Consider the following 25,711-nt stretch of genomic DNA (forward strand, 5'->3'; position numbering starts at 1 on the left):
GCCCTCGACTCCATGGCAATAGAGGCCAAGGGACCGGTATCATCCTGACGCTGCGGAGTGACGTATTCACTTCTTGCAGCTGCCTCCTTTTTTTGCGATAGTTGCCCAATTATTTTTCACCAATGCCCATTTTCCAGGCAAGGAGGAAACATGCCCAGGCGCGACGACGTCAAGAAGGTCCTCATAATCGGCTCTGGCCCCATCATCATCGGACAGGCCTGCGAGTTCGACTACTCCGGCACCCAGGCCTGCAAGGCCCTGCGCAAGCTGGGCTACCGGATCGTGCTGGTGAACTCCAACCCGGCCACCATCATGACCGACCCCGGCATGGCCGACGCCACCTATATCGAACCCCTCAATGTGGACACCCTGACCGAGATCATCCGCAAGGAGCGCCCCGACGCCCTCCTCCCCAACCTGGGTGGCCAGACGGGCCTCAACCTCTCGTCGGCCCTGGCCCAGGCCGGCGTGCTGGACCGGTACGGGGTGCGGGTCATCGGCGTGAATCTCGATGCCATCAAGCGGGGCGAGGACCGGGAGACCTTCAAGGAGACCATGACGCGGCTCGGCATCGAGACCGCCCGCAGCGAGATTGCCACAACCATGGAAGGGGCCCTGGACGTGGTGTCCCGCATCGGGTTGCCGGTGGTGATCCGCCCCGCCTACACCATGGGGGGGACCGGCGGCGGCTTCGCCTACAACATGGAGGAGTTCCGGACCATCGTTGCCCGGGGACTCGCCGCCAGCCCGGTGAGCCAGATCCTGGTGGAGGAATCGGTGCTGGGGTGGGAGGAGCTGGAACTGGAGGTGGTGCGGGACGCCAAAAACCAGAAGATCACCGTCTGTTTCATCGAGAACGTGGACGCCATGGGGGTCCACACCGGCGACTCATACTGCACGGCCCCGATGCTCACCATAACGCCGGGGCTTCAGGCCCGGCTTCAGGACTACGCCTACCGGATCGTCGACGCCATCGAGGTGATCGGCGGCACCAACGTCCAGTTCGCCCATGATCCGAAAACCGGGCGGGTGGTGGTCATCGAGATCAACCCCCGCACCTCCCGCTCCTCGGCCCTGGCCTCCAAGGCCACCGGTTTCCCCATCGCCATGGTGTCGTCGCTCCTGGCCGCGGGGCTTACCCTGGACGAGATCCCCTACTGGCGGGACGGCTCCCTTGAAAAGTACACCCCGAGCGGCGATTACGTGGTGGTGAAGTTCGCCCGCTGGGCCTTCGAGAAGTTCAAGGGGGTCGAGGACAAGCTCGGCACCCAGATGCGGGCCGTGGGCGAAGTAATGAGCATCGGCAAGAACTACAAGGAGGCGCTCCAGAAGGCGATCCGCTCCCTGGAGATCGGCCGGTACGGCCTCGGCTTTGCCCGGGACTTCAACGCCGCGCAGTTGCCGAGGCTTCTGGAGATGCTGGCCGAGCCCTCCAGCGAACGCCAGTTCATCCTCTACGAGGCCATCCGCAAGGGGGCCGACCTGGTGCAACTCCACCGGCTGACCCACATCAAGCACTGGTTCCTGCAGCAGATGAAGGAGCTGGTGGAACTGGAGGAGGAGATCCTCCGGCACCGTGGGAGCCTCCCCCCGGACGAACTGCTGCTCCGGGCCAAGCGGGACGGCTTTGCGGACCGCTACCTAGCGAAGCTTTTGGAGATCCCGGAAGCCCAAGTCCGCGAAAAGCGCCTCACCCTGGGGCTTACCGAGGCGTGGGAGGCGGTGCCGGTCAGCGGGGTGGAAAACGCCGCCTACTACTTCTCCACCTACAACGCGCCGGACACGGTGCCGGTCAGCGACCGGAAGAAGATCATGGTGCTGGGGGGCGGCCCCAACCGGATCGGCCAGGGGATCGAATTCGACTACTGCTGCGTCCACACCGCCTTAGCCCTGCGGGAGGCCGGTTACGAGACCATCATGGTCAACTGCAACCCGGAGACGGTCTCCACCGACTACGACACCTCTGACAAGCTCTACTTCGAGCCACTCACCGTGGAGGATGTCCTCTCCATCTACGCCAAGGAAAAGCCCGAAGGGGTGGTGGTCCAGTTCGGGGGGCAGACCCCCCTCAACATCGCCGCCGAACTGGAGGCGGCCGGAGTAACGATCCTCGGCACCACGCCGGAGACCATCGACCTGGCCGAAGACCGGCAGCGCTTCGCCAAGGTTATGCGTGACCTGGGAATCCCCCAGCCCGAATCGGGGATGGCCAGCACCCTGGATGAGCCCTGGCCGTTGCTGACCGCATCGGATACCCCCTCATGGTGCGCCCCTCCTATGTTCTGGGGGGGAGGGCCATGGAGGTGGTCCACGACGAGGAGATGCTCCGGGAGTACGTGGCCAAGGCGGTGGACGTTTCCCCGGAGCGCCCGATCCTCATCGACCGGTTCCTGGAGAACGCCATCGAGGCCGAGGCCGACGCCATCAGCGACGGGACCGACGCCTTCGTGCCGGCGGTCATGGAGCATATCGAGCTGGCAGGGGTGCATTCGGGGGACTCAGCCTGCGTCATCCCGCCGGTCAGCATCCCCCAAAAGCACATCGACACGATTGATGAGTACACCCGCCGGATCGCCGTGGCCATGGGGGTCGTGGGGCTCATGAACATCCAGTACGCCATCGCCGGCGACACCGTCTACATCCTGGAGGCGAACCCCCGGGCCAGCCGCACCGTCCCCCTGGTCTCTAAGGTCTGCAACATCCCCATGCCCCGCATCGCCGTGCAGGTTATGCTGGGGGCGAAATTGAAGGATATGGGGCTCGTCCGCCGCACCTTCCCCCACTTCGGGGTCAAGGAGGCGGTCTTCCCCTTCCCCATGTTCCCGGAGGTGGACCCGGTGCTCGGCCCGGAGATGCGCTCCACCGGCGAGGTGCTCGGACTTGCGGGGAACTACGGTCTCGCCTTCTATAAGGCCCAGGAGGGAGCCAACGCCCAGCTCCCCCTCTCAGGTTCGGTCCTCTTCACCATCGCCGACTGGGACAAGGAGGGTGCCCTGGTGGCGGCCCGCCGCTTCGCGGAACTGGGCTTTACCATCCGGGCCACTGAGGGGACCTGCCGCTTCCTGGCCGGCCACGGCATCGCCGCCACCCCGGTCACCAAGCTCCACGAGGGGCGCCCCAACCTTGTGGACGCCATCAAAAACCGGGAAATCCAGCTGGTGGTCAATACTCCTGCCGGCAAGCAGAGCGCCCATGACGACTCCTATATCCGCAAGGCCGCCATTGCCAACAAGATTCCCCACATAACCACCGTGGCGGCAGCAGTGGCCGCCGCCGAGGGGATAGCTGCCCGCCACAACGGCAAAGAGCCGGTCATGAGCCTGCAGGAGTACCACGCGGGCATCCTCTGAGGGGAACCGCTGCCCTTCAATTCCGCCACACAATAGTCGTACGAAAGGGGCGCCCCCCCCCCACGCGGGAGGCGCCCCTTTTTTATTCCGTAAGCAAAATCGCCTCGGCGATCTGACGCATGCTCTTGCGCTTATCCATGGCCAGCTTCTGCATCCTGCGAAACGCCTCGGGCTCCGAAAGCCCCTGACTCCTCATCAGGACCCCCTTGGCTTTCTCGATGACCTTGCGGCTCTCCAGGGTCTCCCTCAGATCCTCCACTTCCTCCTTGAGAGTTTCCACCTCGTCGGCATGGGCACAGGCAAGTTCAATGGCGGGCCAGAGGTCCTGCTCCCGGAAAGGCTTGGCCAGAAAGCCCCCGATGCCGCTCTCCTTGGCCCGCCTGACCGTATCAGGGTCACAACAGGCCGTCAGGAGGATAATCGGGATCTTCAGCCGCTGCCGGATTTCCCGGGCCGCCGTGATCCCGTCCTTCTTGGGCATCGAGACATCGAGGATAATGATGTCGGGCATGGTGGCCAGCGCCGTCGCAACAGCCTGCTCCCCGTCCCCGCACTCCCGGATTTCATCAAAGCCCAACTCCTTGAGCTTATTTTTTAGGCTCATCCTGATAATCGGCTCATCATCGCACATAAGAACACTTCTCAATGAAATCACCACCTTATTGATGTTTTTACCTGCAATCTCCTCCATACCCCTTGGCTTTCAGCATAAACCGTTCCAAGGGAGGGGCTGGCGTTCCCCTCCACCATCCTTTACAATGCCCACCACGGTGCCACAATAGATGCTGACGCGCCCGCGGGCGCCACACCGCTCCGGAGGATCATCCATGAAGAAGAAGGTAGCCCTGATCGCCATCCTGCTTCTGGCCGTCGCGGCCATTGCCTGGTTCGTCACCCGCCGCACGGGGAACGACGGCAGCACCGTTGCCGTTTCAGGAACCATTGAATTGACCGAGGTGGAGGTGAGCTTCAAGATTCCTGGGCGGGTACGGGAGCGGCTCGTTGACGAGGGTGAGCTGGTGAAGGCGGGGCAGGTGGTGGCACGGCTTGACGATGATGACCTTCGCCTGGAAGTGGCCCAGCGGGAGCGTGACACGGAAGCCATGGCAGCGAATCTGCGGGAACTGGAGACCGGTTTCCGGAAGGAGGACATCGCCCGGGCCGACGCCGCCGTGAACAGGGTCAAGGCCGAGACAGATCGTCTCAAGGCCGATTTTGCCCGGCAGGAGGCCCTGTTCCGGCGTGAGGTCATCTCCCGCCGCGACTACGATGCCGCCAAGGCCGCCCACGAGTCGTCCCAGGCTGCCCTCCGCGAGGCCGTGGCCCAGCAGGAGCTCATGCACCGGGGCCCACGGAAGGAACAGATCGACGCGGCCCGGGCCCGCTTCGGCCAGGCTCGGGAGGCGCTGGAGCTTGCCCGCACCCGCCTCGGCTACACCACCCTCGCCGCCCCCATGGCGGGGCTCGTCCTGGCAAAGCACGTGGAGCCGGGGGAACAGGTGGCCGCTGGCACCCCCATCATCAGCGTGGGTGACATGCCTAACACCTGGATGCGGGCCTACATCGCCGAGACCGATCTGGGGCGGGTGAAGGTGGGGCAGAAGGCCCGGGTGAGGAGCGACACCTGGCCCGATCGCCGCTACGAGGGGACCGTCACCTTCATCTCACCGGAGGCGGAATTCACCCCCAAGAGCGTGCAGACGGAAAAGGAGCGGGTGAAGCTCGTCTACCGGATCAAGATAACCATCCCGAACCCCGCCATGGAACTGAAGCCGGGGATGCCGGTGGATGCTGAAATCGGTACCGGCGACCAGGGACCGGGGACTGGGAAATAACCTCTTGCCATGGACGCCATCACCACCGACAACCTCACCAAACGCTTCGGCAACCTGACCGCCGTGGACGGACTCACCCTCTCCGTGGCCCGGGGGGAGCTCTTCGGCCTCGTGGGCTCCGACGGTGCCGGCAAGACCACCACCATGCGGATGCTGGCCGGCATCATGGACCCAACGGAGGGGTCGGCCCGGGTCATGGGGCACCACACGGTGCGGGAAGCTGAGCCCCTCAAGGAGGAACTCGGCTACATGAGCCAGCGGTTCGGCCTCTACCCGGACCTGACCGTGCTGGAAAACCTCCACTTCTACGCTGACATCTACGGACTCCCCCGGCGGGGGCGCGACGAGAAGATCGGCCGTCTCCTCTCCTTCAGCAACCTGACCCCCTTCGGAAAGAGGCTGGCCGGCAACCTCTCCGGCGGTATGAAGCAGAAACTGGGGCTTGCCTGCGCCCTCATCCATACCCCCAAGGTTCTCTTTCTGGACGAACCCACCAACGGGGTCGACCCGGTCTCCCGCCGGGACTTCTGGCGCATCCTCTACCAGCTCCTGCGGGAAGGGGTGACGGTTTTCGTGGCCACCGCCTACCTGGACGAGGCGGACCGCTGCAACCGCGTGGGGCTCATCCACCGGGGGCGGCTTCTGGCCTGCGACACCCCCGACAACCTCCGGGGGCTCATGGACGGCACCATCCTCGACGTGCTGACCCCTGACCCGAGACGAGCCGCCCTGCTCCTGAGGGAGCGCCTGGAGGGCGAATCCGTGGGAATCTTCGGCGACCGGCTCCACGTGGTCACGCGGGATGCGGAGGAGGCAGGCCCTGCCATCAAGGCGATCATGGAGGGGGCAGGGGTGACGGTCCAGAGCATCCGCCCCATCGAGCCGAGTCTTGAGGATGTGCTGGTATCGGTGCTTTCCGGGGAGGCAACCCAATGAGCGACCTGGCGGTCACCCTCCGCGACCTGGAAAAGCGTTTCGGCGATTTCGTGGCCGTGAACCGGGTGAGCCTCGACGTGAAACGGGGCGAGATCTTCGGCTTCCTGGGCCCCAACGGCGCAGGAAAATCCACCACCATCCGGATGCTCTGCGGCATTCTCCAGCCCACTGCGGGGAGCGGCACCGTAGCCGGTTTCGACATCGTCCGGCAACCCGAGGAGATCAAGAAGAACATCGGCTACATGAGCCAGAAGTTCTCCCTCTACGAAGACCTGACCGTGGAGGAAAACATCGATTTCTACAGCGGCATCTACCGGATTCCCGACGCCAATAAGAAGGAACGCAAGGAGTGGGTCATCCGGATGGCGGGGCTGACAGAGCACCGCGCCTCCAAAACCGCAATCCTCTCCGGCGGCTGGAAGCAGCGGCTGGCCTTGGGATGCGCCGTTCTCCACGAGCCCCCCATCATCTTCCTGGACGAGCCCACCTCCGGCGTGGACCCCATCAGCCGCCGCAACTTCTGGGACCTGATCTACCACCTGGCCGGCGGGGGGGTCACCGTCTTCGTCACCACCCACTACATGGACGAGGCCGAATACTGCGACCGCCTGGCCCTCATCTACCGGGGGGAACTCATCGCCCTGGGAACCCCGGCGGAGCTGAAGACCCGCTTCATGGAGGAGGAGATCGTGGAGGTGCGTTGCAGTCAGCCCCAGGATGCCATGGAGACCATCGAGGCCATCCCCGGCATGGGACACGCCGCCCTCTTCGGACGGACGCTCCATGTTGTTGCCCAACGGGCCGACGAGGCGATCCCGGCCATCCAGGAGTCGCTTACCGTCGGAGGCTTCACCGTGGACGGCATCGAGCGGATCGTCCCCTCCCTGGAGGATGTCTTCGTCTCCCTCATCGAGGCCAGGGACCGGGAGACCGCGCCCCAACGGGAGTTCAGGCGATGAAGCTCCAGCGCGTGGCGGCCGTGGCCCGCAAGGAATTCATCCACGTCTTTCGGGACCCCCGGAGCCTCGGCATGGGGATCGCGATTCCGATGCTGCTGCTCTTTCTCTTCGGCTACGCCCTCACCCTGGACGTGGACCGGGTGCCGCTCATGGTCTGGGACCAGAGCGCCACCCCCGAGAGCCGGGACTTCATCAGCCGCTTCGCCGGTTCCCGTTACTTCACCCTGGCTGGGAGCGTCGGCACGTACCGGGAAATCGAGATTGCCATCGACCGGCGCGACGTCCTCATGGCCCTGGTGATCCCCACCGATTTCGCCCGCAAGGTCCGGACGGGGATGCCGGCGCCGGTGCAACTGATCCTGGACGGGAGCGACTCAAACACTGCCACCATCGCCTTGGGGTATGCCGAGGCCGTGACCTCTGCCTGGGCCCGGGAGGTGGTCCTTGAGCAGACCCGACGCTTCGGGCCTGTCCCCGCCGCCGGCAGCGTGGAGGTGCGCCCCCGGGTCTGGTTCAACACCGACATGGTCTCCCGCAACTACATCTTCCCGGGGCTCATCGCGGTCATCATGATGGTCATCGCCGCGCTACTCACCGCCCTCACCGTGGCCAGGGAGTGGGAAACCGGCACCATGGAGCAGCTCATCACCACCCCGCTCCGGGGGGCGGAGCTCATCGTCGGCAAACTCATCCCCTATTTCGCCATCGGCATACTCGACCTGGTCCTCTCGGTCCTGGTGGGGGAGTTCGTCTTTGACATCCCGCTGCGGGGGAGCCTCTGGCTCCTGTTCGCCATGTCGCTCATCTTTCTCACCTGCACACTCGCCTTCGGGCTCCTCATCAGCATCGTCACCAAGAACCAGCGACTCGCCTCCCAGATCGCCATGGTGACCACCATGCTACCGGCCTTCCTCCTCTCCGGCTTCATCTTTCCCATCGAGAACATGCCTCCCCCCATCCAGGCAGTGACCCACATCATTACGGCCCGCTACTTTGTCACCATCCTGCGGGATATCTATCTGAAGGGAGTGGGGCTCGGCGTGCTGGCACCGGAGGCGGCGTTCCTGGCGGTCTTCGGAGTGGTTGTTCTGGCCCTGGCAGTAAAAAAATTCCGGAAGAAAGTGGAGTGAGGCGATGCTGGAGCGGCTCAGAAGCATGCTGGTAAAAGAAATCATCCAGGCCCTTCGGGATCCCCGGATGCGCTTCATTCTCTTCATAATCCCCGCCATTCAGACGGTGATCTTCGGCTATGCGGTGAACACCGACGTGCGGAACGTGACGACCGCTGTCTACGACCTGGACAACTCCCCCGAAAGCCGGGACCTGGTCGCTCGGTTCCAGCGATCGGGGTACTTCCTCATCACCCAGCGGATAGACCGTGAAAGCCGCGTGCGGGATCTCATGGACCGGGGGGAGGCGAAGGCAATCCTCCGGATAAACCGGGGCTTCGGCGCTGACCTGGGGGGAGGACGCACGGCTCTGCTCCAGATCATCCTGGATGGCAGCGACAGCAATACCGCCGGCATCGTCCTGAACTATGCATCGCGGATCACCGCCAGCCTTAACGACGAACTGCGGGGAGCTCAACTCCCCCGAAGTGCAGGAGCACGTGTCCTCGCGGGCGGCGTCCAACTCCAAAGCCGCGCCTGGTTCAACGAGAACCTGGAGAGCAGCAACTACTTCGTACCGGCGGTCATTGCCAATATCGTCCTCATCATCACCATGCTCCTCTCCGGCATGGCCGTGGTGCGCGAGAAGGAGATCGGCACCATGGAGCAGATGATCGTCACCCCCATCTCCAGAAGTGAATTCATTCTCGGCAAGACCATCCCCTTCGTCCTCATCGGCTTCATCGATGTGGCAGTCATTACTGCGGTGTCGAAATTCTGGTTCCAGGTTCCCATCCGGGGAAGCCTGCCCCTCCTTTTCGGCTCAACCGCCCTCTTTCTCATGAGCACTCTCGGCTTCGGGCTCTTCATCTCCACTATCAGCACCACCCAGCAACAGGCCATGATGAGCTCGTTCTTTTTCATCTTCCCCGCCATGCTCCTCTCGGGGTTCGCCTTTCCCATCGAGAACATGCCACGGGTGGTCCAGTACTTCACCTATCTGAACCCGCTTCGCTACTATCTGGTCATCATTCGGGGGATTTTTCTGAAAGGGGTGGGGGTCGATATCCTATGGCCTCAGATGGCGGGTCTGCTGGTGCTGGGGAGTGTCATTCTGGGGTTTGCAGTGAAACGGTTCCGGAAGACCCTGGCGTAGGAAGGTGGCAAGAAGGTTATAGGGGAGAGGGGAAATTATAGACGTCTTGGCTTGGGCCGGAAAACAGCATGATCACGAAAGCTCACGTTTGAAATCCACAACTGAACTGCCCCAAAAGCAAAAGAGGCAAGGTTACCCTTGCCTCTTTTGCTTACACTTTGAACATCCGACAACTTAGTCTGCTTTGCCTTCACACTCATCGACCGCATCCTTAACAGCGGACTGAGGAGCGTTTTCCTCGGCAACTACTGGTTCGTCAGCAGGGGAGGTGAGAACGGCAGCTTGCTCGACAGCAGGTGCTGTTGCAACGATAGTTGCCTTGGCCGGTTTGGCCTTCTTTTCTTTTTTGTTCACCTGCTCCTCAACGAGCTCTATGACAGACAGTGGAGCATTGTCGCCCGGACGGATGCCAAGCTTGATGATACGCGTATATCCGCCATCACGCTCCTTGTAGCGGGGGGCTATGGTCGAGAAAAGCTTGGTAACGACTTTCTTGTCCCGGATATAGGAGGCAGCCTGACGCTGTGCATGCAAATCACCTCTTTTGCCCAATGTAATCATTTTTTCAGCGATGGAACGGAGCTCTTTTGCCTTCGCATCAGTGGTAGTGATCCGCTCATGCTCCAGAAACGAGGTCACCATGTTACGAAACATCGCTATCCGGTGGCTCGTGGTTCTTCCAAGTCTTCTCCCTGCCTTATTGTGACGCATAACCTATAATCCTTTCTTCAGGAAACCTAGCAATTATTCTTCGTCCTTCCGCTCCCCACGGATCCTACGCATAACCTCAGGGTCAGGGAAGCCATCAAGCTTCATCCCAAGAGTAAGTCCCATATCTGCAAGAATATCCTTAATCTCGTTCAGGGATTTGCGCCCGAAGTTTTGTGTCTTGAGCATCTCAGCCTCGGAACGCGAAACAAGTTCGCCAATCATCTTGATACCGGCATTTTTGAGGCAGTTTGCCGAGCGTACGGAGAGTTCAAGCTCGTCTACGGAGCGATAAAGGTTCTCATTAACCCGTTCACGCTCCTCCTCGGTTTCCGCTTCCTCAGCAGGTTCGGCTTCTTCATCGAAGTTGATAAAAATGCTCAGTTGCTCCTTAAGAATCTTTGCAGCAAACGCAACCGCATCTTCCGGAACAACACTACCGTTCGTCCAGACTTCAAGAGTCAGCTTGTCATAGTCGGTCATTTGACCTACACGAGCATTTGAGACAGTGAAATTCACTTTTTTGATGGGAGAGAATATGGCATCGATCGGCATCGTTCCAACCGGAGCTTTTTCGTCACGGTTACGGTCCGAAGGCACATACCCCTTGCCCAGCTTTACCACCATCTCCATCTCCAGATTGGCATCCTTTGAACAGGTAGCAATATGGTGGTCTGGGTTCAGAATTTCAACATTTGCATCGGTGACAATATCGCCTGCCTTAACAATCCCGTCACCTTTGTGAATAATACGTACTGTGCGGGCCTCATTTCCGTGCATCTTGAGGCTGACACCTTTGAGATTGAGTATGATATTCGTAACATCCTCAGTCACACCGGGGATGGATGAAAACTCGTGGAGCACTCCCTTGATTTTCACGGAAGTAATCGCGGCGCCCTGAAGTGATGAAAGTAGCACTCTTCTCAGCGAGTTTCCGAGTGTCGTTCCGAATCCACGTTCGAAGGGCTCAGCAAAAAATTTTCCGTATGTATTGGTAAGCGATTCACTCTCAACCTGAAGCTTCTTGGGGCTGATCAGGTCACGCCAGTTTCTGTACATGCATATCCTCCCTGTTACGGGTCTGTTCGCTTGTTACTTGGAGTAAAGCTCGACGATCAGTTGCTCCTGAATCGGCATTGCAATGTCCTCGCGAGCGGGGAGCAGTTTTACAACGCCTTTGTAGCCTTCTTTGTCAAGCTCAAGCCACTGAGGGGTCCCACGGCGAACGACCGCATCAAGGGATTCATTGATGCAGGCAATCTTGCGGCTCTTTTCTTTCAGCACAACCACATCACCAGCCTTGAGTTGGATAGAGGGAATATTCGCTTTTTTCCCATTAAGGGTGAAGTGATTGTGGCGGACCAGAATCCTTGCCTCTGTACGAGAGGAAGCAAAACCGAGGCGATATACAACATTATCAAGGCGCCGTTCAAGGAGTGAAAGCAGGTTCTCACCCGTAACGCCCCGCATCCGGTCAGCCTCTTCAAAGTAACTGCGGAACTGCTTCTCAAGTACGCCGTAAATCCGGCGAACCTTCTGCTTCTCCCGAAGCTGAATTCCGTAGTTGGAAACCTTCGGCCTACCCTGACCATGCTGGCCGGGAGGATAATTCCTACGCTTTATGGCACACTTGTCAGTGTAACAACGCTCACCCTTGAGAAACAACTCCATGTTTTCCCGCCTGCAGAGCCTGCAGGAAGGACCTGTATATCTAGCCAACGTTGACCTCCTTTACGTAAAACGTACTCGACGTGCTGTTTTATTAGACCCTTCTGCGCTTCGGCGGACGGCAGCCGTTATGGGGAATCGGCGTGACGTCACGGATGAAGTTGACATGAAAACCAGCAGCCTGAAGAGCACGCAAAGCAGACTCACGACCAGATCCAGGGCCTTTCACATACACTTCAACACTACGCATGCCATGATCCTGAGCCTTTTTCGCGCAGTCCTCTGCTGCAACCTGAGCAGCGAACGGCGTACTCTTACGAGAGCCCTTAAAGCCTTTGCCACCAGCAGAAGACCAAGCAACCACATTACCAACAGGATCAGTTATGGTGATGATAGTATTATTGAACGTAGCCTGAATGTGGGCCACTCCATTGGGAATATTCTTTTTTTCCTTCTTCTTCTTGACAACTTTTTTAGCCGGGCTTGCCATTATTCCTCCAGACTCCTATGGTCTATTTCTTCTTACCTGCAACCGTTCTGGCAGGACCTTTGCGCGTACGTGCATTGGTCTTCGTTCTCTGTCCGCGAACGGGAAGCCCCTTCCGATGACGGAGTCCACGGTAGCACCCGAGGTCCATGAGCCGTTTAATGTTCATGGACACATCGCGGCGAAGGTCACCCTCTACCTTGATATTCTTATCGATAAACTCCCTGATCTTGGCTACTTCAGCCTCAGTCAGGCTGTCAGTTCTCGTATCTACGCTGACACCTGATTCCGCCAGGATCTTTTGTGCTGTTGCACGCCCGATCCCGTAGATATAAGTGAGCGCGATTTCTATCCGCTTGTTTCTTGGTAGGTCAATGCCTGCGATGCGTGCCAATGCGCGGTCCTCCTCTGTAGTCTCTTAGCCTTGTCTCTGGGTATGCTTGGGCGTTTCGCAAATTACACGAACAATTCCCTTGCGCTTAATTATCTTGCATTTGTCACAAATTTTTTTTACTGACGCCCTTACTTTCATCGTTAATCCTTTCGATGCCTCGAATGCGACTAGAGTTTACTGAGTATTTCCGGACCATACTCCGTGATAGCAACAGTATGTTCAAAATGAGCTGACAGGCCACCATCACAAGTGACGGCCGTCCAGCCATCATCCAACACCTTTACCTGATAACTCCGCTCATTGATCATAGGCTCAATAGCGAGAACCATTCCCGGTTTCAACCTGACCCCCCGGCCAGGCTCGCCAAAATTCGGAACCTGCGGACTTTCGTGAAGCTTCTTTCCGATCCCGTGCCCCACGAAATCCCTGACGACCGAAAATCCGTGGCGTTCCACGTAGCTCTGAACTGCATGCGAAATATCTGACAGCCTATTGCCGGGAACTGCTGCCTCAATTGCACAATGGAGAGACTCTTCAGTCACCTTGACAAGGCGCTCCGCCTGGGCAGTAACCTTCGAAACGGGCACTGTTATAGCGGCATCAGCGTAATATCCGTTGTAAACAACACCGAAATCGAGGCTGACTATGTCCCCCTCGACTAATTCACGCTTACTTGGCATGCCATGAACAACCTGCTCATTAAGAGAGCAGCAAAGAGCATACGGGAACCCCCCATACCCCTTGAATGCAGCCACCGCTTTACGCTTTCGCGCTTCCAACTCTGCAAGCCTGTCAAGAAATAAAGTGGTAACGCCAGCCCGTACCTCAGACCTCAAAATATCGAGAATCTCCGCCACAATCTGTCCAGCGGAACGCATTCTTTCAATTTCCTGGGGTGACTTTAGAACAATCACCCTACCTACTCGCCACAATGATCTGAATTGATTGAGAAACGGATTCTATTGAGCCAAGAGCATCGACCTTCCTCAGCAGTGATGCACGCTCATAATACAACTTAAGGGGAACAGTCTGCTCCTCATAAACGTCAAGACGACGGCGGATTGTCTCCACTTTATCATCATCTCTCTGATAAAGCTCTCCGCCACAACTATCGCAGCGCCCTTCAACGGATGGCCGATCATACTGAACATGAAAACCACGACCACACGCCCTACACATACGCCGCCCCGTCAGACGATCAACCAACACCGCATAGTCCACTTCAAACGATATAACATGGGCAATCGACCGACCAGCCCCCCGCAACATGCCACCCAGCGCATCAGCCTGGGCCACAGTCCGCGGGAATCCGTCAAGAATAAAACCAGCGGCACAATCGTCTGCCGCAAGCCGCTCGTTAACAATACCCACAACAACTTCATCAGGAACAAGCGAACCGGCATCCATATAGGACTTAGCCTTGATCCCTAACGAGGTCTGATTCGCAACGGCCGACCGCAGGATATCGCCGGTCGAAATCTGCGGAATACCATACTTACGGACAAGAAGGTTAGCCTGCGTCCCCTTACCTGCGCCAGGAGGACCAAGAAAAATCAAATTAATCGCATTTTCATTTCCAGACACTACTTCCTCCCCCTAACCCTTACCCCCTTCATAAACCCTTCATAACTCCGGGTTATCAGATGGGACTCAATCTGAGCAGCGGTATCCATCCCCACACCCACCGCGATAAGGAGCGCCGTTCCTCCGAAGTAAAACGGCAAATTGAATTTTCCTATAAGAATAGAAGGAAGAACGCAAACAGCTGAAATATAAATCGCACCTGCAAACGTCAACTTCGTAAGCACTCGATCCAAATACTCGGAAGTTTCCTTACCGGGGCGAATGCCCGGTATATAACCACCGTGCTTCTTAACGTTATCTGCCACATCTACGGGGTTAAAAGAAACAGCCGTGTAGAAGTAACAGAAGAATACGATAAAAGCAACATAAAATATGTCATATACCCAGTTGCCGGGCGTCAGACTCTTTGCAGCGGATTGGACCCAGGGAATATTAATGAAGTTTGCCACTGTTGCAGGAAACATAATTATCGAAGAAGCAAAGATCGGCGGTATCACACCCGCCATATTAACCTTGAGAGGAAGGTGGGACGTCTGACCACCGTACGTCTTCAGCCCTACGACACGTTTAGCATAGTGTATTGGCAATCGGCGCTGGCCGCGCTCAACAAAAACGATCGCAGCGATAACCAAGAACATGAGAACAAGTATAAACAAGATTACAAAGAGAGAAATTTGACCTGTCTTGAGCAGCCGCACCGAGTTACCCAGCGCCACCGGAATCCTTGCAACAATACCGGCAAAAATGATCAAGGAGATACCGTTACCAATGCCCTTCTCCGACATCTGCTCACCAAGCCACATAATGAAGGCTGTGCCAGCGGTCAGAGTAATAACGGTCATAAATCTAAATCCCCAGCCAGGACTCGGCACCACAAGCTCACCGGCTGGTCCACGCATGCTTTCGAGTCCGATACTAATGCCCAGAGCCTGAACAACGCTCAAAACGATAGTTCCATACCGCGTGTACTGAATAATCTTCTTGCGGCCAGATTCGCCTTCTTTTGAAAGTTTTTCGATGGCAGGGACAACTACCGTCAACAACTGAAAGATAATAGAGGACGAAATGTACGGCATGATGCCCAGAGCAAATACCGTAAGCTTCTCCAGAGCACCCCCCGAAAACATGTCGAAAAGCCCGAGGAGTGTACCACGGGCTTGTGCAAAGAAGTGTGCAAGTGCGGTGCTGTCGATCCCTGGAGTCGGAATATGGCACCCTACCCGGTAAACGGCGAGCATCCCTAATGAAAAAAGAACTCGCTTTTTAAGTTCCGGTATTCTGAAGATGTTTTGAAACGCCTCTATCAAAGCGTGATCTCCTCAATTTTACCGCCAACTGCTTCAATCTTCTCTTTTGCCTTTGCACTGTATTTGTGAACCTTGACAACGAGAGACTTGGTCACATCACCATCAGCAAGGACCTTGATCCCGTCCTTGACGCCACTTATCAACCCTGCGTTCAGAAGAGCCTCTGCATCCACAGTAGAGCCGCTTTCGAATACGTCCAATTGACCAATGTTGACGATGGCATAATCCTTACGCATAAGCGGAGTGAAGCCGCGCTTGGGAAGACGACGCTGCATCGGCATCTGCCCGCCCTCGAAACCGGCTTTTATGCTCCCACCGCTACGTGCCTTTTGACCTTTATGGCCTTTTGTTGCAGTTTTACCATGACCGGAACCAGTTCCACGGCCAATTCTTTTCCTATCTTTAGTCGCACCGATCGCCGGCTTGAGATTATTCAGTTCCATCACAGACACCTCTGAGTAGATTACTCTTCAACCTTGACCATATGGGAAACCTTGGCAATCATGCCAACGATTTCTGGAGTATTCTTCAAGACAACAGTCTTATTGAGCTTATTGAGCCCCATACCGTTCAGAACAGCTTTCTGTGCCGTGGTGGCTCCAATCTGACTCTTGATCAGTGTAATTTTCAGTCCGGCAGACATGCTTACCCTCCGTAAATGTGTCCTATTCAGCCATTCCGCGCCGCGCCATAATCTCTTCAGGGCTACGAAGTTGTTTCAGCCCGTCAAAAGCAGCCTTCACGACGTTGTGCGGATTGTTTGAGCCAAGGCACTTGGAGAGAACATTGTGAAGTCCCGCTGATTCGAAAACAGCACGGGCTGCGCCACCGGCAATAACACCAGTACCTGCGGAAGCCGGTTTGATAAGCACACGACCCGCACCAAAGTGTCCTAGAACTTCATAGGGGATCGTCTGGCCTTCGACAATCGGAACCTTGATAAGATTTTTCTTTGCCTGTTCCACGCCCTTGCGGATGGCTTCAGGGACTTCATTAGCCTTACCCAAACCATAGCCTACAAAACCGCTTCCGTCGCCAACAACAACAAGCGCCGAAAAGCTGAACCGCCTACCACCTTTAACAACTTTCGCGACCCGACTGATATGGACAACTTTGTCAGTAAGGTTCAATTCATTTGGATTGATCTTCTGCAAGTTCACGCCTCCTTGTTGTTCCTTCTAGAAGGACAAACCGTTCTCACGAGCCGAATCAGCAAGGGCTTTGACCCTTCCATGATACAGAAACCCGTTACGGTCGAATACAACGGAAGTAATATTCTTTTCCAGAGCCTTCTTTGCGATCATGGCGCCGACACATTTCGCGGCCTCGACGTTGCCAGTGTACTTGAGGGCATCGCTTTCATCTTGTACAGTTGATGCAGATACGAGTGTTACGCCCGTTGCATCATCAATTATCTGTGCATAGATGTGACGGGCACTCTTATATACATTCAACCTTGGCCGGTCAGTCGTACCACAAATTTTCTTCCTCACCCGCGTCTTCCGCTTGAGGTGAGCCACTTTCTTCTGAGCGAGAGGACTCACGTTACTTCTCCTTAAGGCTATTTTTTGCCGGTCTTGCCGGCCTTTCTCAGAATTCTCTCGTCGGCATACTTTACACCCTTACCCTTATAGGGTTCGGGACCGCGGAAAGAACGAATCTTGGCTGCAGTCTGGCCAACGAGCTCTTTATCAATCCCTCTGACAAAGACCTTGGTCATTTTATCCACCTCAACCGTTATGCCTTTAGGAAGAGGAAAATTAATCGGATGAGAGTACCCAAGGCTAAGGCTAAGAACATCGCCCTTTGCTTCTGCTCTATAGCCAACGCCGTTTATCTCAAGTATTTTTTCAAACCCTTTAGTGACACCAACGACCATGTTATTGATCAGCGTTCTTGTCAAACCATGGGCGGAACGTGACTTTATAGCATCATCGGCTCTATTAACACTGACACTCTTCTCCTCTATCTCGAGGGCGATGTCGCTCATAATCTCGCGTGAAAGCGAACCTTTCGGCCCCTCGACCTTCAGAATAGGAGTTGCGAACGAAACCTTCACCCCGCTTGGTATCTCAATAGGACGTTTACCGATCCTGGACATGACTTGTATGCTCCTTGCCTTCTCTATTATTACCAGACAGTACAGATAACTTCACCGCCGACGCCTGCCTCGCGAGCAACCTTGTCGGTGATGATACCCTTGGACGTTGACAGAATAGCGACCCCCATCCCACTCTTCACGCTAGGAATCTCATCACAACCAACGTACACCCTACTACCAGGTTTACTCACACGCTTTATCTCCCTGATAACAGGTTCTTTCTCATCAATAAATCTGAGATAAACACGCAAAACGCCTTGCTTGTTATCAGCGATCACCTTAAAATTCTTTATAAAACCTTCTGCCTTAAGGACATTCGCCAAGCTCACTTTCAAGTTAGAAGACGGAATATCCACCTTCTGGAGCTTTGCCATGCTGGCATTTCGTATCCTTGTGAGCATATCGGCAATAGGGTCAGTCATCGACATTGAGCGTACTCCTCTTTCTTAACGAGTTTACTGCGTTACCAGCTTGACTTGATTACTCCCGGAATCTGACCGGTTGTAGCCAGCTTTCTGAGGCAAATCCTGCACATATCGAATTTACGATAATAGGCACGGGGCCGTCCGCAGAGGGGGCAACGGTTATACTCACGGACCTTGAATTTGCTTCCCCGTTGTGCCTTTATGATCATCGATGTTTTAGCCACTGGCGTCCTCCAAATATATTAGTTCCTGAAAGGCATCCCAAGTTGCTTGAGCAGTGCCTTGCCTTCTTCATCGCTTCGTGCTGATGTTACTATGGTTATGTTGAGCCCTTTGATCTTGTCGATCTTATCGTATTCAATCTCAGGGAAAATAAGCTGTTCTTTGATGCCAAGGGAATAATTGCCACGACCGTCAAAACCCTTACCCGACACACCCTTAAAGTCTCGCACACGTGGGAGCGCTACATTTATGAGCCGATCAAGGAATTCAAACATCTTTTCACGGCGAAGCGTAACCATGCAGCCAATGGGCATCCCTTGACGCAGTTTAAAACTTGCGATAGATTTTTTTGCTTTTGTAATAACTGATTTCTGCCCAGTTATCATAGCGAGTTCTTCGACAGCTGAATCCAGGATCTTGACATTCTGAATTGCCTCTCCAAGGCCCATGTTAACAACTATCTTTTCAATCTTGGGAACCTGCATTATGTTCGAGTATCCAAAGTCCTTCGTCAACTGAGGGACGATCTCGTTCTTGTAAAGCTCATTCAGCCTGGCCATCTCTTCCTCCGTTCCTATTTATCAAACGAGTCGCCGCATTTGATACAAACACGAACTTTCTTGCCGTCCTCAAGCACGTTCATCTTCGAGCGAACCGGTTTCTTGCACTTGTCACAATAGAGCATAACATTTGAAACATGCAGTGGGTTCTCTTTCTCTACAATGCCACCTGGTTCATTCCCGCGAGCACGCATGTGTCGCTTAACCATGTTAAGCCCTTCAACAAGCACACCATCCTTCTTGGGAAGAATGCGGATTACTTTACCAATCTTGCTTTTATCTTTGCCGGCGATAACAGAAACGGTGTCGCCTTTTTTAACGTGAAATTTCTTGTCGAGCATGGAATATCTCCTCGAAATGTATTACAGAACCTCAGGTGCAAGAGACACAATTTTCATGAATTTCCGCGCCCTCAGTTCTCTTGCGACCGGACCGAAGATCCGAGTGCCGACAGGTTCACGCTGATTGTTAATAACCACAGCCGAATTATCGTCAAAACGGATGTACGAACCGTCAAGGCGTCCAACCTCTTTGGCGGTTCTAACAATTACCGCCTTGACGACATCACCCTTTTTCACTTTGGAATTCGGAATCGCTTCTCTTACAGAAGCAACAATAATATCACCAATTCCAGCATATTTTCTTTTGGATCCGCCAAGAACCTTTATACAAAATAGCTTTCTGGCTCCGGAATTATCCGCAACATCCAAAATGGTCTGCATCTGAATCATGGCTTACTCCCGATCACTCGAACCTATCGATTATCTGACGAACTCTCCAGCGCTTGTCCTTACTCAATGGACGAGTCTCAACGATTTGTACCCTATCGCCAGACTTGCAGCTGTTTTCTTCGTCATGAGCTTTGTATTTGACACTTCGCTTTATGTACTTGTTATAGACAGGATGTTTCACAAGATGTGAAACCTGCACTACAACAGTCTTATCCATTTTATCACTCACAACAATGCCGACTTGGGTCTTTCTGTTCCCGCGCTGACTCATAGCTTCTCTAGCCCCTTCTTTCGCTGAGGAAAGTATTTACCCTAGCGATATCTTTCTTAACAGCCGAGATTTTAGCTGTATTCTCGAGTCTTCCGGTATGAAGTTGGAACCTCAAATTAAATAACTCTTTAGTCAGTTCCGCATTCTTCGCCGTCAGTGCTTCGACCGACATATTTTTAAGGTCACTAGCTTTCATAACCTTCCTTCCTGGAAATGAATTTCGTCCCGACAGGAAGCTTGTTCGCAGCAAGGCGAAACGCCTCACGTGCAATTTCCTCGCTGACGCCCTCCATTTCGTAGAGCACTTTACCGGGCTTCACTACACAGACCCATGAATCGGGCGATCCTTTACCCTTCCCCATCCGTGTTTCAGCCGGCTTTGATGTGAGTGGTTTATCTGGAAACATACGAATCCAGATTTTTCCGCCCCTCTTGATATAACGCGTCATTGCAATACGAGCAGCCTCTATCTGACGGGAATCAACCCATCCACACTCCGTTGCCTGGAGACCGAAATCGCCGTACGACAGTGTAGCCCCGCGCATTGCTGCGCCCGTCATGCGCCCCTTCATTTGCTTTCTATACTTAACTCTTTTGGGCATCAACATTGGGAAAAACTCCTGTTTCTATTTTTGACCGGGGAGAACTTCACCTTTAAAGATTAGAACTTTTACGCCAATAATCCCATAGGTAGTCTTGGCTTCAGCAAAGCCGTAATCTATATCTGCCCGGAGCGTATGCAAGGGTACGCGCCCCTCTCTGTACCACTCAGTCCGGGACATTTCAGCTCCGCCAAGGCGACCGGAGCATGTAATCCTAATCCCCTTCGCACCGAACTTAAGCGCAGAAGTTACGCTTTTTTTCATTGCTCTGCGGAAAGCCACGCGCCGCTCTAGTTGGAGAGCTACGTTCTCCGACACCAGTTGAGCATCAAGCTCGGGCTTCCTGACTTCTTGTATATTGAGGTAGATCTCTTTGTCAGTAAGCTTGGCAAGCTCCTTCTTGAGAGTTTCCACCTCGGCGCCCTTCTTACCGATTATAAGCCCAGGCCGAGCAGTAAAGATATTGATCTTTGCCTTACTGGCAGCGCGCTCAATCTCGATCTTGGAAACACCCGAGTTAAAAAGACGCTTTTTCAGGAAATTCCTCAGTTTGATATCTTCATGAAGCAGCTTCGCATAATCTGCTTCCGCATACCAACGCGAATCCCATGTTCTGATTACACCAAGCCTGAATCCAATTGGATTTACTTTCTGACCCAAGACATCACCTCCATTCCGATTACTTATCTGCCAGCACTACAGTTACATGGCTGGTAGGCTTTCTGATTTTGCTGGCACGCCCCATAGCACGAGGAGTAAACCTCTTGAGAACTGGTCCCGCGTCAACAAAAATCGTTTTCACGAATAGTCTATCAACGTCTGATGCACCCTTTTGCTCAGCATTAGCTACTGCTGACTGGAGAAGCTTCGACACCAGTTTTGCAGACGGCTGCGGAGAAAAACGAAGTATAGTGAGAGCATCCTGTATGCCCCTACCCCTCACCATATCCACAACCAGACGAGTTTTCCGCGGGGAAAGGCGGGCAAATGACAATTTAGCTCGTGCTTCCATTCTCTAGGCTCCTTTTACCGGTTACTTCTTCTTCAACTTGCTCTTCTTGTCTGCTGCATGGCCGTAAAATGTTCTCGTCGGAGCAAACTCACCAAGTTTGTGTCCAACCATATTTTCGGTCACGAAAACAGGAATAAATTTTTTCCCGTTGTGAACGGCAAAAGTCAGACCGATAAAATCCGGAGTGATCGTTGAACGACGCGACCAAGTCTTGAGAACTTTTTTGGAGCCGGTCCCTTCTGCAGCAACCTTTCTTGCCAAATGATCATCAACAAAAGGGCCTTTTTTGATCGAACGTGCCATGGTCTCTATCCTTTAACCAAGTGGTTATTATTTAGTACGCGGCTTCACGATAAACCGCGAAGATGTCTTATTTTTCCTGGTCTTATACCCTTTAGTCGGAATACCCCACGGTGTCACGGGGTGACGACCGCCCGAGGTCCGACCTTCACCACCGCCGTGAGGGTGATCGACAGGGTTCATGGCAACACCGCGAACCTTCGGTCTGCGGCCAAGCCAACGCGAGCGACCTGCCTTGCCAATCGTCACGTTTTCATGATCGATATTACCGACTTGACCAACAGTAGCCATACAATCAAGCAAAACCATCCGTACTTCGCCAGACGGAAGCTTCACCTGAGCATATTTCCCTTCCTTAGCCATGAGTTGCGCAAAGGTCCCAGCGCTCCGTGCCAGTTGACCACCTTTACCGATTTTAAGTTCGATATTATGGATAATGGTACCCAGCGGTATGGCACGAAGAGGAAGTGAGTTACCTGGCTTGATATCAGCACTGGTGCTGGCCAGCACCACATCGCCCACCTTAAGGTTCAATGGGGCCAGAATATAGCGCTTTTCTCCGTCAGAGTAATGCAGTAGAGCAATACGAGCGCTACGGTTGGGATCGTACTCGATGCTCGCAACCTTTGCCGGAATATCAATCTTGTTCCGACGAAAATCCACAAGCCTGTACTTTTTCTTATGACCACCACCTATATGCCGTGATGTTATCCGACCAAAGCTATTACGCCCCCCTGTCTTCTTCAATGTAAGAAGAAGGGATTTCTCCGGACTGGAGGTCGTGATCTCGTCAAACGCTGAACACGTCTGGTGCCGACGGCCTGCTGATGTTGGTTTGTAAGTCTTTATTGCCATGATGTGCTCACTCCACTGCCAAAGTGTTTATATCTCAAAGAAATCAACATTGTTTCCCTCTTTGAGGGTAACATAGGCTTTTTTCCAGTTCGAACGCTTGCCATAGTGACGACCAACACGCTTCAGCTTGCCAGCCACGTTGACAGTATTTACTTCTGAAACTTCAACCTTGAAGAGTTTCTCGACAGCATTCTTGATTTCTATCTTATTTGCGCTACGGTCAACCTCGAAAGAGATCACATTTTTTGCGTCTTTTTCAAGAGTGGTCTTTTCCGTTACAAGAGGCTTTTTTAATATGTCATAAATATTCATGACTGCAGTGCTCCTTCGATCTTCCGAACAGCTGACTGAGTGAGTATGACATTGTTAAACTTAACAATATCGAAAACATTAAGATGCTCAGCTTTAAGAACCTTAACGTCCTTCACGTTGCGTGCAGACAACTCAAGATTCGTATTTACCTCATCAATAATAACAAGGGTCTTCGTCACATCGAACGTTTTAAGAACGCCAACAAAACCCTTTGTCGAGATTGATGGCAGCGAAAAGCCATCTAGGACTGAAAGCTTATTCTCTTTGAAAAGCATGGAAAGAGCTGACCGAACCGCAGCCTTCCGGGCCTTTTTGTTCATCGAAAGTGCATAGGTCTTAGCTTGAGGACCAAAGGCAACACCGCCACCGACATAGTGCGGTGCACGTATGCAACCCTGGCGAGCCTGCCCGGTACCTTTCTGCTTGTAGGGCTTTTTGCCTCCACCAGAAACAGCCGCACGATTCTTTACGCCAACGGTCCCTGCGCGACGGTTTGCAAGCTGAACCTTAACCGCTTCATGAATGAGATATTCCCTGACGTCGCCGTTAAAGACAGCGTCACTGAGGTCCATCTCACCTACCTTGTTCTTATTGATATCGAAAACGTCGATTGTAGCCATAACTATCTCCGGTCCTGCAAGTCTAACGTGCTTTAACACTGTCTTTGAGAAGCAGAATACCATTCTTCGCGCCTGGTATTGCCCCTCTGATCAGCAGCAGATTGTCCGCTGTGTCAACACGGACAACTTGAAGACGTTGCACCGTAACACGCTCATTTCCGAGTTGGCCTGGCATTTTCTTATTTTTGAATACGCGCGACGGCCATGCAGAACTACCGATCGAACCGGGAGCCCGGTGGAAACAGGAACCATGGGATGAACGGCCTCCACGGAAGCCCCACCGTTTAATGACACCCTGGAAACCTTTACCAATGCTTGTTCCGGTCACATCGACATAATCACCCGGCGCAAAGATCTCAGCGGTAATAGAGTCGCCAATAGTATACCTATCGACATCCTCTACCCTGAACTCACGGATATAAGCAAAGACACCTTGGCCAGCGGACTTGCAGTGACCTACGAGCGCGCGCCCCGACTTGTCGGCATCCTTCGCGAGAAAACCTACCTGAATAGCGTTGTACCCGTCTGTCTCAATAGTCTTCTTTTGCAAGACGACACACGGCCCAGCCTCTACTACAGTAACTGGAATGCGCCTGCCATCATCAGCAAAGATCTGGGTCATACCCAGCTTTTTCGCAATCAATCCCTTCTTCATGGCAATATTCCTATCCTTACATTCGCATTAGAGCTTGATTTCAACATCTACGCCTGCAGAGAGATCAAGCTTCATGAGAGCGTCGACAGTCTGCTGTGTTGGATCAAGAATATCGATGAGACGTTTATGTGTCCGGATTTCGAACTGCTCTCGAGACTTCTTGTCCACGTGCGGTCCCCGCAGGACGCAATATTTGTTAATTATCGTCGGGAGAGGGATTGGTCCAGCAACCCGCGCACCTGTTCTTTTTGCAGTATCGACTATCTCACCCACTGATTGATCAAGAAGCCTGTGATCAAAAGCTTTAAGGCGGATTCTAATTTTTTGACTTGGCATTTCTTCCTCGTTCCTGCTTTATTCGATGATAGAGCTGACAACACCGGCGCCGACAGTACGGCCACCCTCACGGATAGCGAACCGCAGGCCTTCGTCCATGGCGATCGGGGTGATCAGGTTAACCGTTACGGCTACGTTGTCGCCGGGCATGACCATTTCGGTTCCTGCGGGAAGGTCTACTACGCCGGTCACGTCGGTGGTCCGAAAGTAGAACTGCGGACGGTAGCCGTTGAAGAACGGGGTGTGGCGCCCGCCTTCTTCTTTGGTCAGGATGTAGGCCTCGGCCTTGAACTTGGTGTGCGGGGTGATGCTCCCCGGCTTCGCCAGCACCTGGCCACGCTCGATGTCTTCACGCTTTACACCACGGAGCAGGGCACCGATGTTGTCGCCGGCACGCCCTTCGTCGAGGAGCTTGCGGAACATTTCTACACCGGTGACGGTGGTCTTGGTGGTCGTCTTGATTCCAACGATCTCGACTTCCTCGCCCACCTTGACAACGCCACGCTCAACCCGACCGGTAGCAACGGTACCGCGACCGGAGATGGAAAAGACGTCTTCGACGGGCATCAGGAACGGCTTGTCGATGGCGCGCTCAGGCTCGGGAATATAGGCGTCAACGGCGTCCATGAGCTTGACGATGGCTTCAGAGCCGAGCTCGTCCTTGTCGCCATTGAGGGCCTTGAGGGCGGAACCCTTGATGATGGGAATGTCGTCGCCCGGAAAATCATAGGAGGAGAGCAATTCGCGAATCTCCAGCTCGACGAGCTCAAGAAGCTCTTCGTCATCGACCATGTCAGCCTTGTTCAGGAACACGACGATGTAGGGAACCCCTACCTGACGAGCAAGCAGAATGTGCTCGCGAGTCTGGGGCATGGGGCCGTCGGCGGCGGAGACAACGAGAATCGCGCCGTCCATCTGAGCCGCACCGGTGATCATGTTCTTGACGTAGTCGGCGTGGCCGGGACAGTCAACGTGAGCATAGTGACGCTTTTCGGTTTCATACTCAACGTGCGAGGTGGCGATGGTGATACCACGCTCACGCTCCTCAGGGGCGTTGTCGATCTGATCAAAGCCCTTGAATTCGGCCTGGCCGCGCTCGGCCAGAACCCGCGTGATGGCGGCGGTCAGCGTGGTCTTGCCATGGTCAACGTGACCAATCGTCCCTATGTTGACGTGCGGTTTTGTTCTCTCGAATTTTGCCTTTGCCATGTAGGAT

Annotated in this window: 38 protein-coding genes and 1 pseudogene; 7 read left to right on the plus strand and 32 right to left on the minus strand. The window is 54.5% G+C overall.

What is annotated here, in order from left to right; translation table 11 throughout:
* Positions 1-150: 150 nt before the first annotated feature.
* Positions 151-2,166, plus strand: a pseudogene (gene carB, locus KJB29_RS19870) (carbamoyl-phosphate synthase large subunit); the annotation flags it as partial.
* Positions 2,167-2,261: 95 nt separating this feature from the next.
* Positions 2,262-3,350, plus strand: a complete 1,089-nt coding sequence (locus KJB29_RS19875; protein WP_425514121.1) for an ATP-binding protein — start codon at positions 2,262-2,264, stop codon at positions 3,348-3,350.
* An 82-nt stretch (positions 3,351-3,432) separates the two neighbouring features.
* Here KJB29_RS19875 and KJB29_RS13510 read toward each other — a convergent pair whose 3' ends face one another.
* On the minus strand, positions 3,433-3,996 hold the full coding sequence (locus tag KJB29_RS13510) for an ANTAR domain-containing response regulator (protein ID WP_215735000.1): 564 nt from the start codon (positions 3,994-3,996) through the stop codon (positions 3,433-3,435).
* Positions 3,997-4,177: 181 nt separating this feature from the next.
* Between KJB29_RS13510 and KJB29_RS13515 the strand changes: the two genes are divergently transcribed.
* The 5 genes from KJB29_RS13515 to KJB29_RS13535 are packed head-to-tail and all read left to right on the plus strand — an operon-like array spanning position 4,178 to position 9,345.
* Positions 4,178-5,185: an HlyD family secretion protein gene (locus tag KJB29_RS13515; RefSeq protein ID WP_215735001.1), complete on the plus strand. Its 1,008-nt coding sequence runs from the start codon at positions 4,178-4,180 to the stop codon at positions 5,183-5,185.
* A 9-nt stretch (positions 5,186-5,194) separates the two neighbouring features.
* Positions 5,195-6,121, plus strand: coding sequence for an ABC transporter ATP-binding protein (locus KJB29_RS13520; RefSeq protein ID WP_215735002.1), 927 nt, complete (start codon positions 5,195-5,197; stop codon positions 6,119-6,121).
* On the plus strand, positions 6,118-7,080 hold the full coding sequence (locus KJB29_RS13525; protein ID WP_215735003.1) for an ABC transporter ATP-binding protein: 963 nt from the start codon (positions 6,118-6,120) through the stop codon (positions 7,078-7,080). The genes KJB29_RS13520 and KJB29_RS13525 overlap by 4 nt, the downstream gene beginning before the upstream one ends.
* On the plus strand, positions 7,077-8,210 hold the full coding sequence (locus KJB29_RS13530; RefSeq protein ID WP_215735004.1) for an ABC transporter permease: 1,134 nt from the start codon (positions 7,077-7,079) through the stop codon (positions 8,208-8,210). Before KJB29_RS13525 ends, KJB29_RS13530 begins: the two co-directional genes overlap by 4 nt.
* A 4-nt stretch (positions 8,211-8,214) precedes the next feature.
* Positions 8,215-9,345 carry an ABC transporter permease gene (locus KJB29_RS13535; RefSeq protein WP_215735005.1) on the plus strand — a complete coding sequence of 377 codons (1,131 nt, stop codon included), beginning with the start codon at positions 8,215-8,217 and terminating at the stop codon, positions 9,343-9,345.
* A 174-nt stretch (positions 9,346-9,519) separates the two neighbouring features.
* On the opposite strand, the gene rplQ is transcribed toward KJB29_RS13535, so the two are convergent.
* From rplQ to tuf, 31 genes are read right to left on the minus strand one after another with little or no spacing between them, the layout of a single operon-like run.
* Positions 9,520-10,056: a 50S ribosomal protein L17 gene (rplQ, locus tag KJB29_RS13540; protein ID WP_215735006.1), complete on the minus strand. Its 537-nt coding sequence runs from the start codon at positions 10,054-10,056 to the stop codon at positions 9,520-9,522.
* 33 nt (positions 10,057-10,089) lie between these two features.
* Complete coding sequence (locus tag KJB29_RS13545) at positions 10,090-11,112, minus strand: DNA-directed RNA polymerase subunit alpha (RefSeq protein ID WP_215735007.1); 1,023 nt, start codon at positions 11,110-11,112, stop codon at positions 10,090-10,092.
* Between the two features lie 33 nt (positions 11,113-11,145).
* Complete coding sequence (gene rpsD / locus KJB29_RS13550; RefSeq protein ID WP_215735008.1) at positions 11,146-11,772, minus strand: 30S ribosomal protein S4; 627 nt, start codon at positions 11,770-11,772, stop codon at positions 11,146-11,148.
* A gap of 43 nt (positions 11,773-11,815) precedes the next feature.
* Positions 11,816-12,211 (minus strand): 30S ribosomal protein S11, encoded by a 396-nt coding sequence (gene rpsK, locus KJB29_RS13555; RefSeq protein WP_215735009.1) that lies wholly within the window; start codon positions 12,209-12,211, stop codon positions 11,816-11,818.
* Between the two features lie 22 nt (positions 12,212-12,233).
* A complete protein-coding gene (rpsM, locus tag KJB29_RS13560) occupies positions 12,234-12,602 on the minus strand; it encodes a 30S ribosomal protein S13 (protein WP_215735010.1) in 369 nt (122 codons plus the stop codon).
* A 24-nt stretch (positions 12,603-12,626) separates the two neighbouring features.
* Positions 12,627-12,740 (minus strand): 50S ribosomal protein L36, encoded by a 114-nt coding sequence (gene rpmJ / locus KJB29_RS13565; RefSeq protein WP_011365704.1) that lies wholly within the window; start codon positions 12,738-12,740, stop codon positions 12,627-12,629.
* Positions 12,741-12,769: 29 nt separating this feature from the next.
* Positions 12,770-13,516 (minus strand): type I methionyl aminopeptidase, encoded by a 747-nt coding sequence (map, locus tag KJB29_RS13570; protein ID WP_215735011.1) that lies wholly within the window; start codon positions 13,514-13,516, stop codon positions 12,770-12,772.
* Position 13,517: 1 nt separating this feature from the next.
* Positions 13,518-14,165 (minus strand): adenylate kinase, encoded by a 648-nt coding sequence (locus KJB29_RS13575; protein ID WP_215735039.1) that lies wholly within the window; start codon positions 14,163-14,165, stop codon positions 13,518-13,520.
* Positions 14,166-14,185: 20 nt separating this feature from the next.
* Positions 14,186-15,493 carry a preprotein translocase subunit SecY gene (gene secY / locus KJB29_RS13580; RefSeq protein WP_004514256.1) on the minus strand — a complete coding sequence of 436 codons (1,308 nt, stop codon included), beginning with the start codon at positions 15,491-15,493 and terminating at the stop codon, positions 14,186-14,188.
* Positions 15,490-15,936, minus strand: coding sequence for a 50S ribosomal protein L15 (rplO, locus tag KJB29_RS13585; RefSeq protein WP_011365701.1), 447 nt, complete (start codon positions 15,934-15,936; stop codon positions 15,490-15,492). The genes secY and rplO overlap by 4 nt, the downstream gene beginning before the upstream one ends.
* A 20-nt stretch (positions 15,937-15,956) precedes the next feature.
* Complete coding sequence (gene rpmD, locus KJB29_RS13590; protein ID WP_215735012.1) at positions 15,957-16,136, minus strand: 50S ribosomal protein L30; 180 nt, start codon at positions 16,134-16,136, stop codon at positions 15,957-15,959.
* A gap of 22 nt (positions 16,137-16,158) precedes the next feature.
* Positions 16,159-16,647, minus strand: a complete 489-nt coding sequence (rpsE, locus tag KJB29_RS13595) for a 30S ribosomal protein S5 (protein ID WP_214185064.1) — start codon at positions 16,645-16,647, stop codon at positions 16,159-16,161.
* Between the two features lie 24 nt (positions 16,648-16,671).
* Positions 16,672-17,037 carry a 50S ribosomal protein L18 gene (gene rplR, locus KJB29_RS13600; RefSeq protein ID WP_215735013.1) on the minus strand — a complete coding sequence of 122 codons (366 nt, stop codon included), beginning with the start codon at positions 17,035-17,037 and terminating at the stop codon, positions 16,672-16,674.
* Positions 17,038-17,054: 17 nt separating this feature from the next.
* Positions 17,055-17,594 carry a 50S ribosomal protein L6 gene (rplF, locus tag KJB29_RS13605; RefSeq protein WP_215735014.1) on the minus strand — a complete coding sequence of 180 codons (540 nt, stop codon included), beginning with the start codon at positions 17,592-17,594 and terminating at the stop codon, positions 17,055-17,057.
* A gap of 29 nt (positions 17,595-17,623) precedes the next feature.
* Positions 17,624-18,022 carry a 30S ribosomal protein S8 gene (gene rpsH / locus KJB29_RS13610; RefSeq protein WP_215735015.1) on the minus strand — a complete coding sequence of 133 codons (399 nt, stop codon included), beginning with the start codon at positions 18,020-18,022 and terminating at the stop codon, positions 17,624-17,626.
* Between the two features lie 35 nt (positions 18,023-18,057).
* Positions 18,058-18,243, minus strand: coding sequence for a type Z 30S ribosomal protein S14 (locus KJB29_RS13615; RefSeq protein ID WP_214185068.1), 186 nt, complete (start codon positions 18,241-18,243; stop codon positions 18,058-18,060).
* 18 nt (positions 18,244-18,261) lie between these two features.
* A complete protein-coding gene (rplE, locus tag KJB29_RS13620) occupies positions 18,262-18,801 on the minus strand; it encodes a 50S ribosomal protein L5 (RefSeq protein WP_004514248.1) in 540 nt (179 codons plus the stop codon).
* A 14-nt stretch (positions 18,802-18,815) separates the two neighbouring features.
* Positions 18,816-19,142: a 50S ribosomal protein L24 gene (rplX, locus tag KJB29_RS13625; protein ID WP_215735016.1), complete on the minus strand. Its 327-nt coding sequence runs from the start codon at positions 19,140-19,142 to the stop codon at positions 18,816-18,818.
* Positions 19,143-19,163: 21 nt separating this feature from the next.
* Complete coding sequence (gene rplN, locus KJB29_RS13630; RefSeq protein ID WP_004514246.1) at positions 19,164-19,532, minus strand: 50S ribosomal protein L14; 369 nt, start codon at positions 19,530-19,532, stop codon at positions 19,164-19,166.
* A gap of 13 nt (positions 19,533-19,545) precedes the next feature.
* Positions 19,546-19,803, minus strand: coding sequence for a 30S ribosomal protein S17 (gene rpsQ, locus KJB29_RS13635; protein WP_004514245.1), 258 nt, complete (start codon positions 19,801-19,803; stop codon positions 19,546-19,548).
* Positions 19,804-19,810: 7 nt separating this feature from the next.
* Positions 19,811-19,999: a 50S ribosomal protein L29 gene (gene rpmC, locus KJB29_RS13640; protein WP_215735017.1), complete on the minus strand. Its 189-nt coding sequence runs from the start codon at positions 19,997-19,999 to the stop codon at positions 19,811-19,813.
* Positions 19,989-20,411 (minus strand): 50S ribosomal protein L16, encoded by a 423-nt coding sequence (gene rplP / locus KJB29_RS13645; protein WP_004514243.1) that lies wholly within the window; start codon positions 20,409-20,411, stop codon positions 19,989-19,991. Before rplP ends, rpmC begins: the two co-directional genes overlap by 11 nt.
* Positions 20,412-20,429: 18 nt before the next feature.
* Positions 20,430-21,065 carry a 30S ribosomal protein S3 gene (rpsC, locus tag KJB29_RS13650; protein WP_004514242.1) on the minus strand — a complete coding sequence of 212 codons (636 nt, stop codon included), beginning with the start codon at positions 21,063-21,065 and terminating at the stop codon, positions 20,430-20,432.
* Positions 21,066-21,084: 19 nt separating this feature from the next.
* The gene (gene rplV, locus KJB29_RS13655; RefSeq protein WP_011365700.1) at positions 21,085-21,417 is read right to left on the minus strand and encodes a 50S ribosomal protein L22; all 333 of its coding nucleotides are present in this window, start codon (positions 21,415-21,417) and stop codon (positions 21,085-21,087) included.
* A gap of 21 nt (positions 21,418-21,438) precedes the next feature.
* The gene (gene rpsS, locus KJB29_RS13660) at positions 21,439-21,720 is read right to left on the minus strand and encodes a 30S ribosomal protein S19 (RefSeq protein WP_215735018.1); all 282 of its coding nucleotides are present in this window, start codon (positions 21,718-21,720) and stop codon (positions 21,439-21,441) included.
* A gap of 27 nt (positions 21,721-21,747) precedes the next feature.
* Positions 21,748-22,572 (minus strand): 50S ribosomal protein L2, encoded by an 825-nt coding sequence (rplB, locus tag KJB29_RS13665; protein ID WP_004514240.1) that lies wholly within the window; start codon positions 22,570-22,572, stop codon positions 21,748-21,750.
* A 27-nt stretch (positions 22,573-22,599) separates the two neighbouring features.
* Positions 22,600-22,884 carry a 50S ribosomal protein L23 gene (locus tag KJB29_RS13670; RefSeq protein WP_004514239.1) on the minus strand — a complete coding sequence of 95 codons (285 nt, stop codon included), beginning with the start codon at positions 22,882-22,884 and terminating at the stop codon, positions 22,600-22,602.
* Positions 22,881-23,504, minus strand: coding sequence for a 50S ribosomal protein L4 (gene rplD, locus KJB29_RS13675; RefSeq protein ID WP_215735019.1), 624 nt, complete (start codon positions 23,502-23,504; stop codon positions 22,881-22,883). The genes KJB29_RS13670 and rplD overlap by 4 nt, the downstream gene beginning before the upstream one ends.
* Positions 23,505-23,526: 22 nt before the next feature.
* On the minus strand, positions 23,527-24,159 hold the full coding sequence (gene rplC / locus KJB29_RS13680) for a 50S ribosomal protein L3 (RefSeq protein ID WP_215735020.1): 633 nt from the start codon (positions 24,157-24,159) through the stop codon (positions 23,527-23,529).
* Between the two features lie 27 nt (positions 24,160-24,186).
* On the minus strand, positions 24,187-24,495 hold the full coding sequence (gene rpsJ, locus KJB29_RS13685; RefSeq protein WP_215735021.1) for a 30S ribosomal protein S10: 309 nt from the start codon (positions 24,493-24,495) through the stop codon (positions 24,187-24,189).
* 18 nt (positions 24,496-24,513) lie between these two features.
* Positions 24,514-25,704 carry an elongation factor Tu gene (tuf, locus tag KJB29_RS13690; protein WP_215735022.1) on the minus strand — a complete coding sequence of 397 codons (1,191 nt, stop codon included), beginning with the start codon at positions 25,702-25,704 and terminating at the stop codon, positions 24,514-24,516.
* Positions 25,705-25,711: the final 7 nt, after the last annotated feature.

It is taken from the genome of Geobacter grbiciae, from assembly GCF_018531165.1.
Lineage (GTDB): Bacteria > Desulfobacterota > Desulfuromonadia > Geobacterales > Geobacteraceae > Geobacter > Geobacter metallireducens.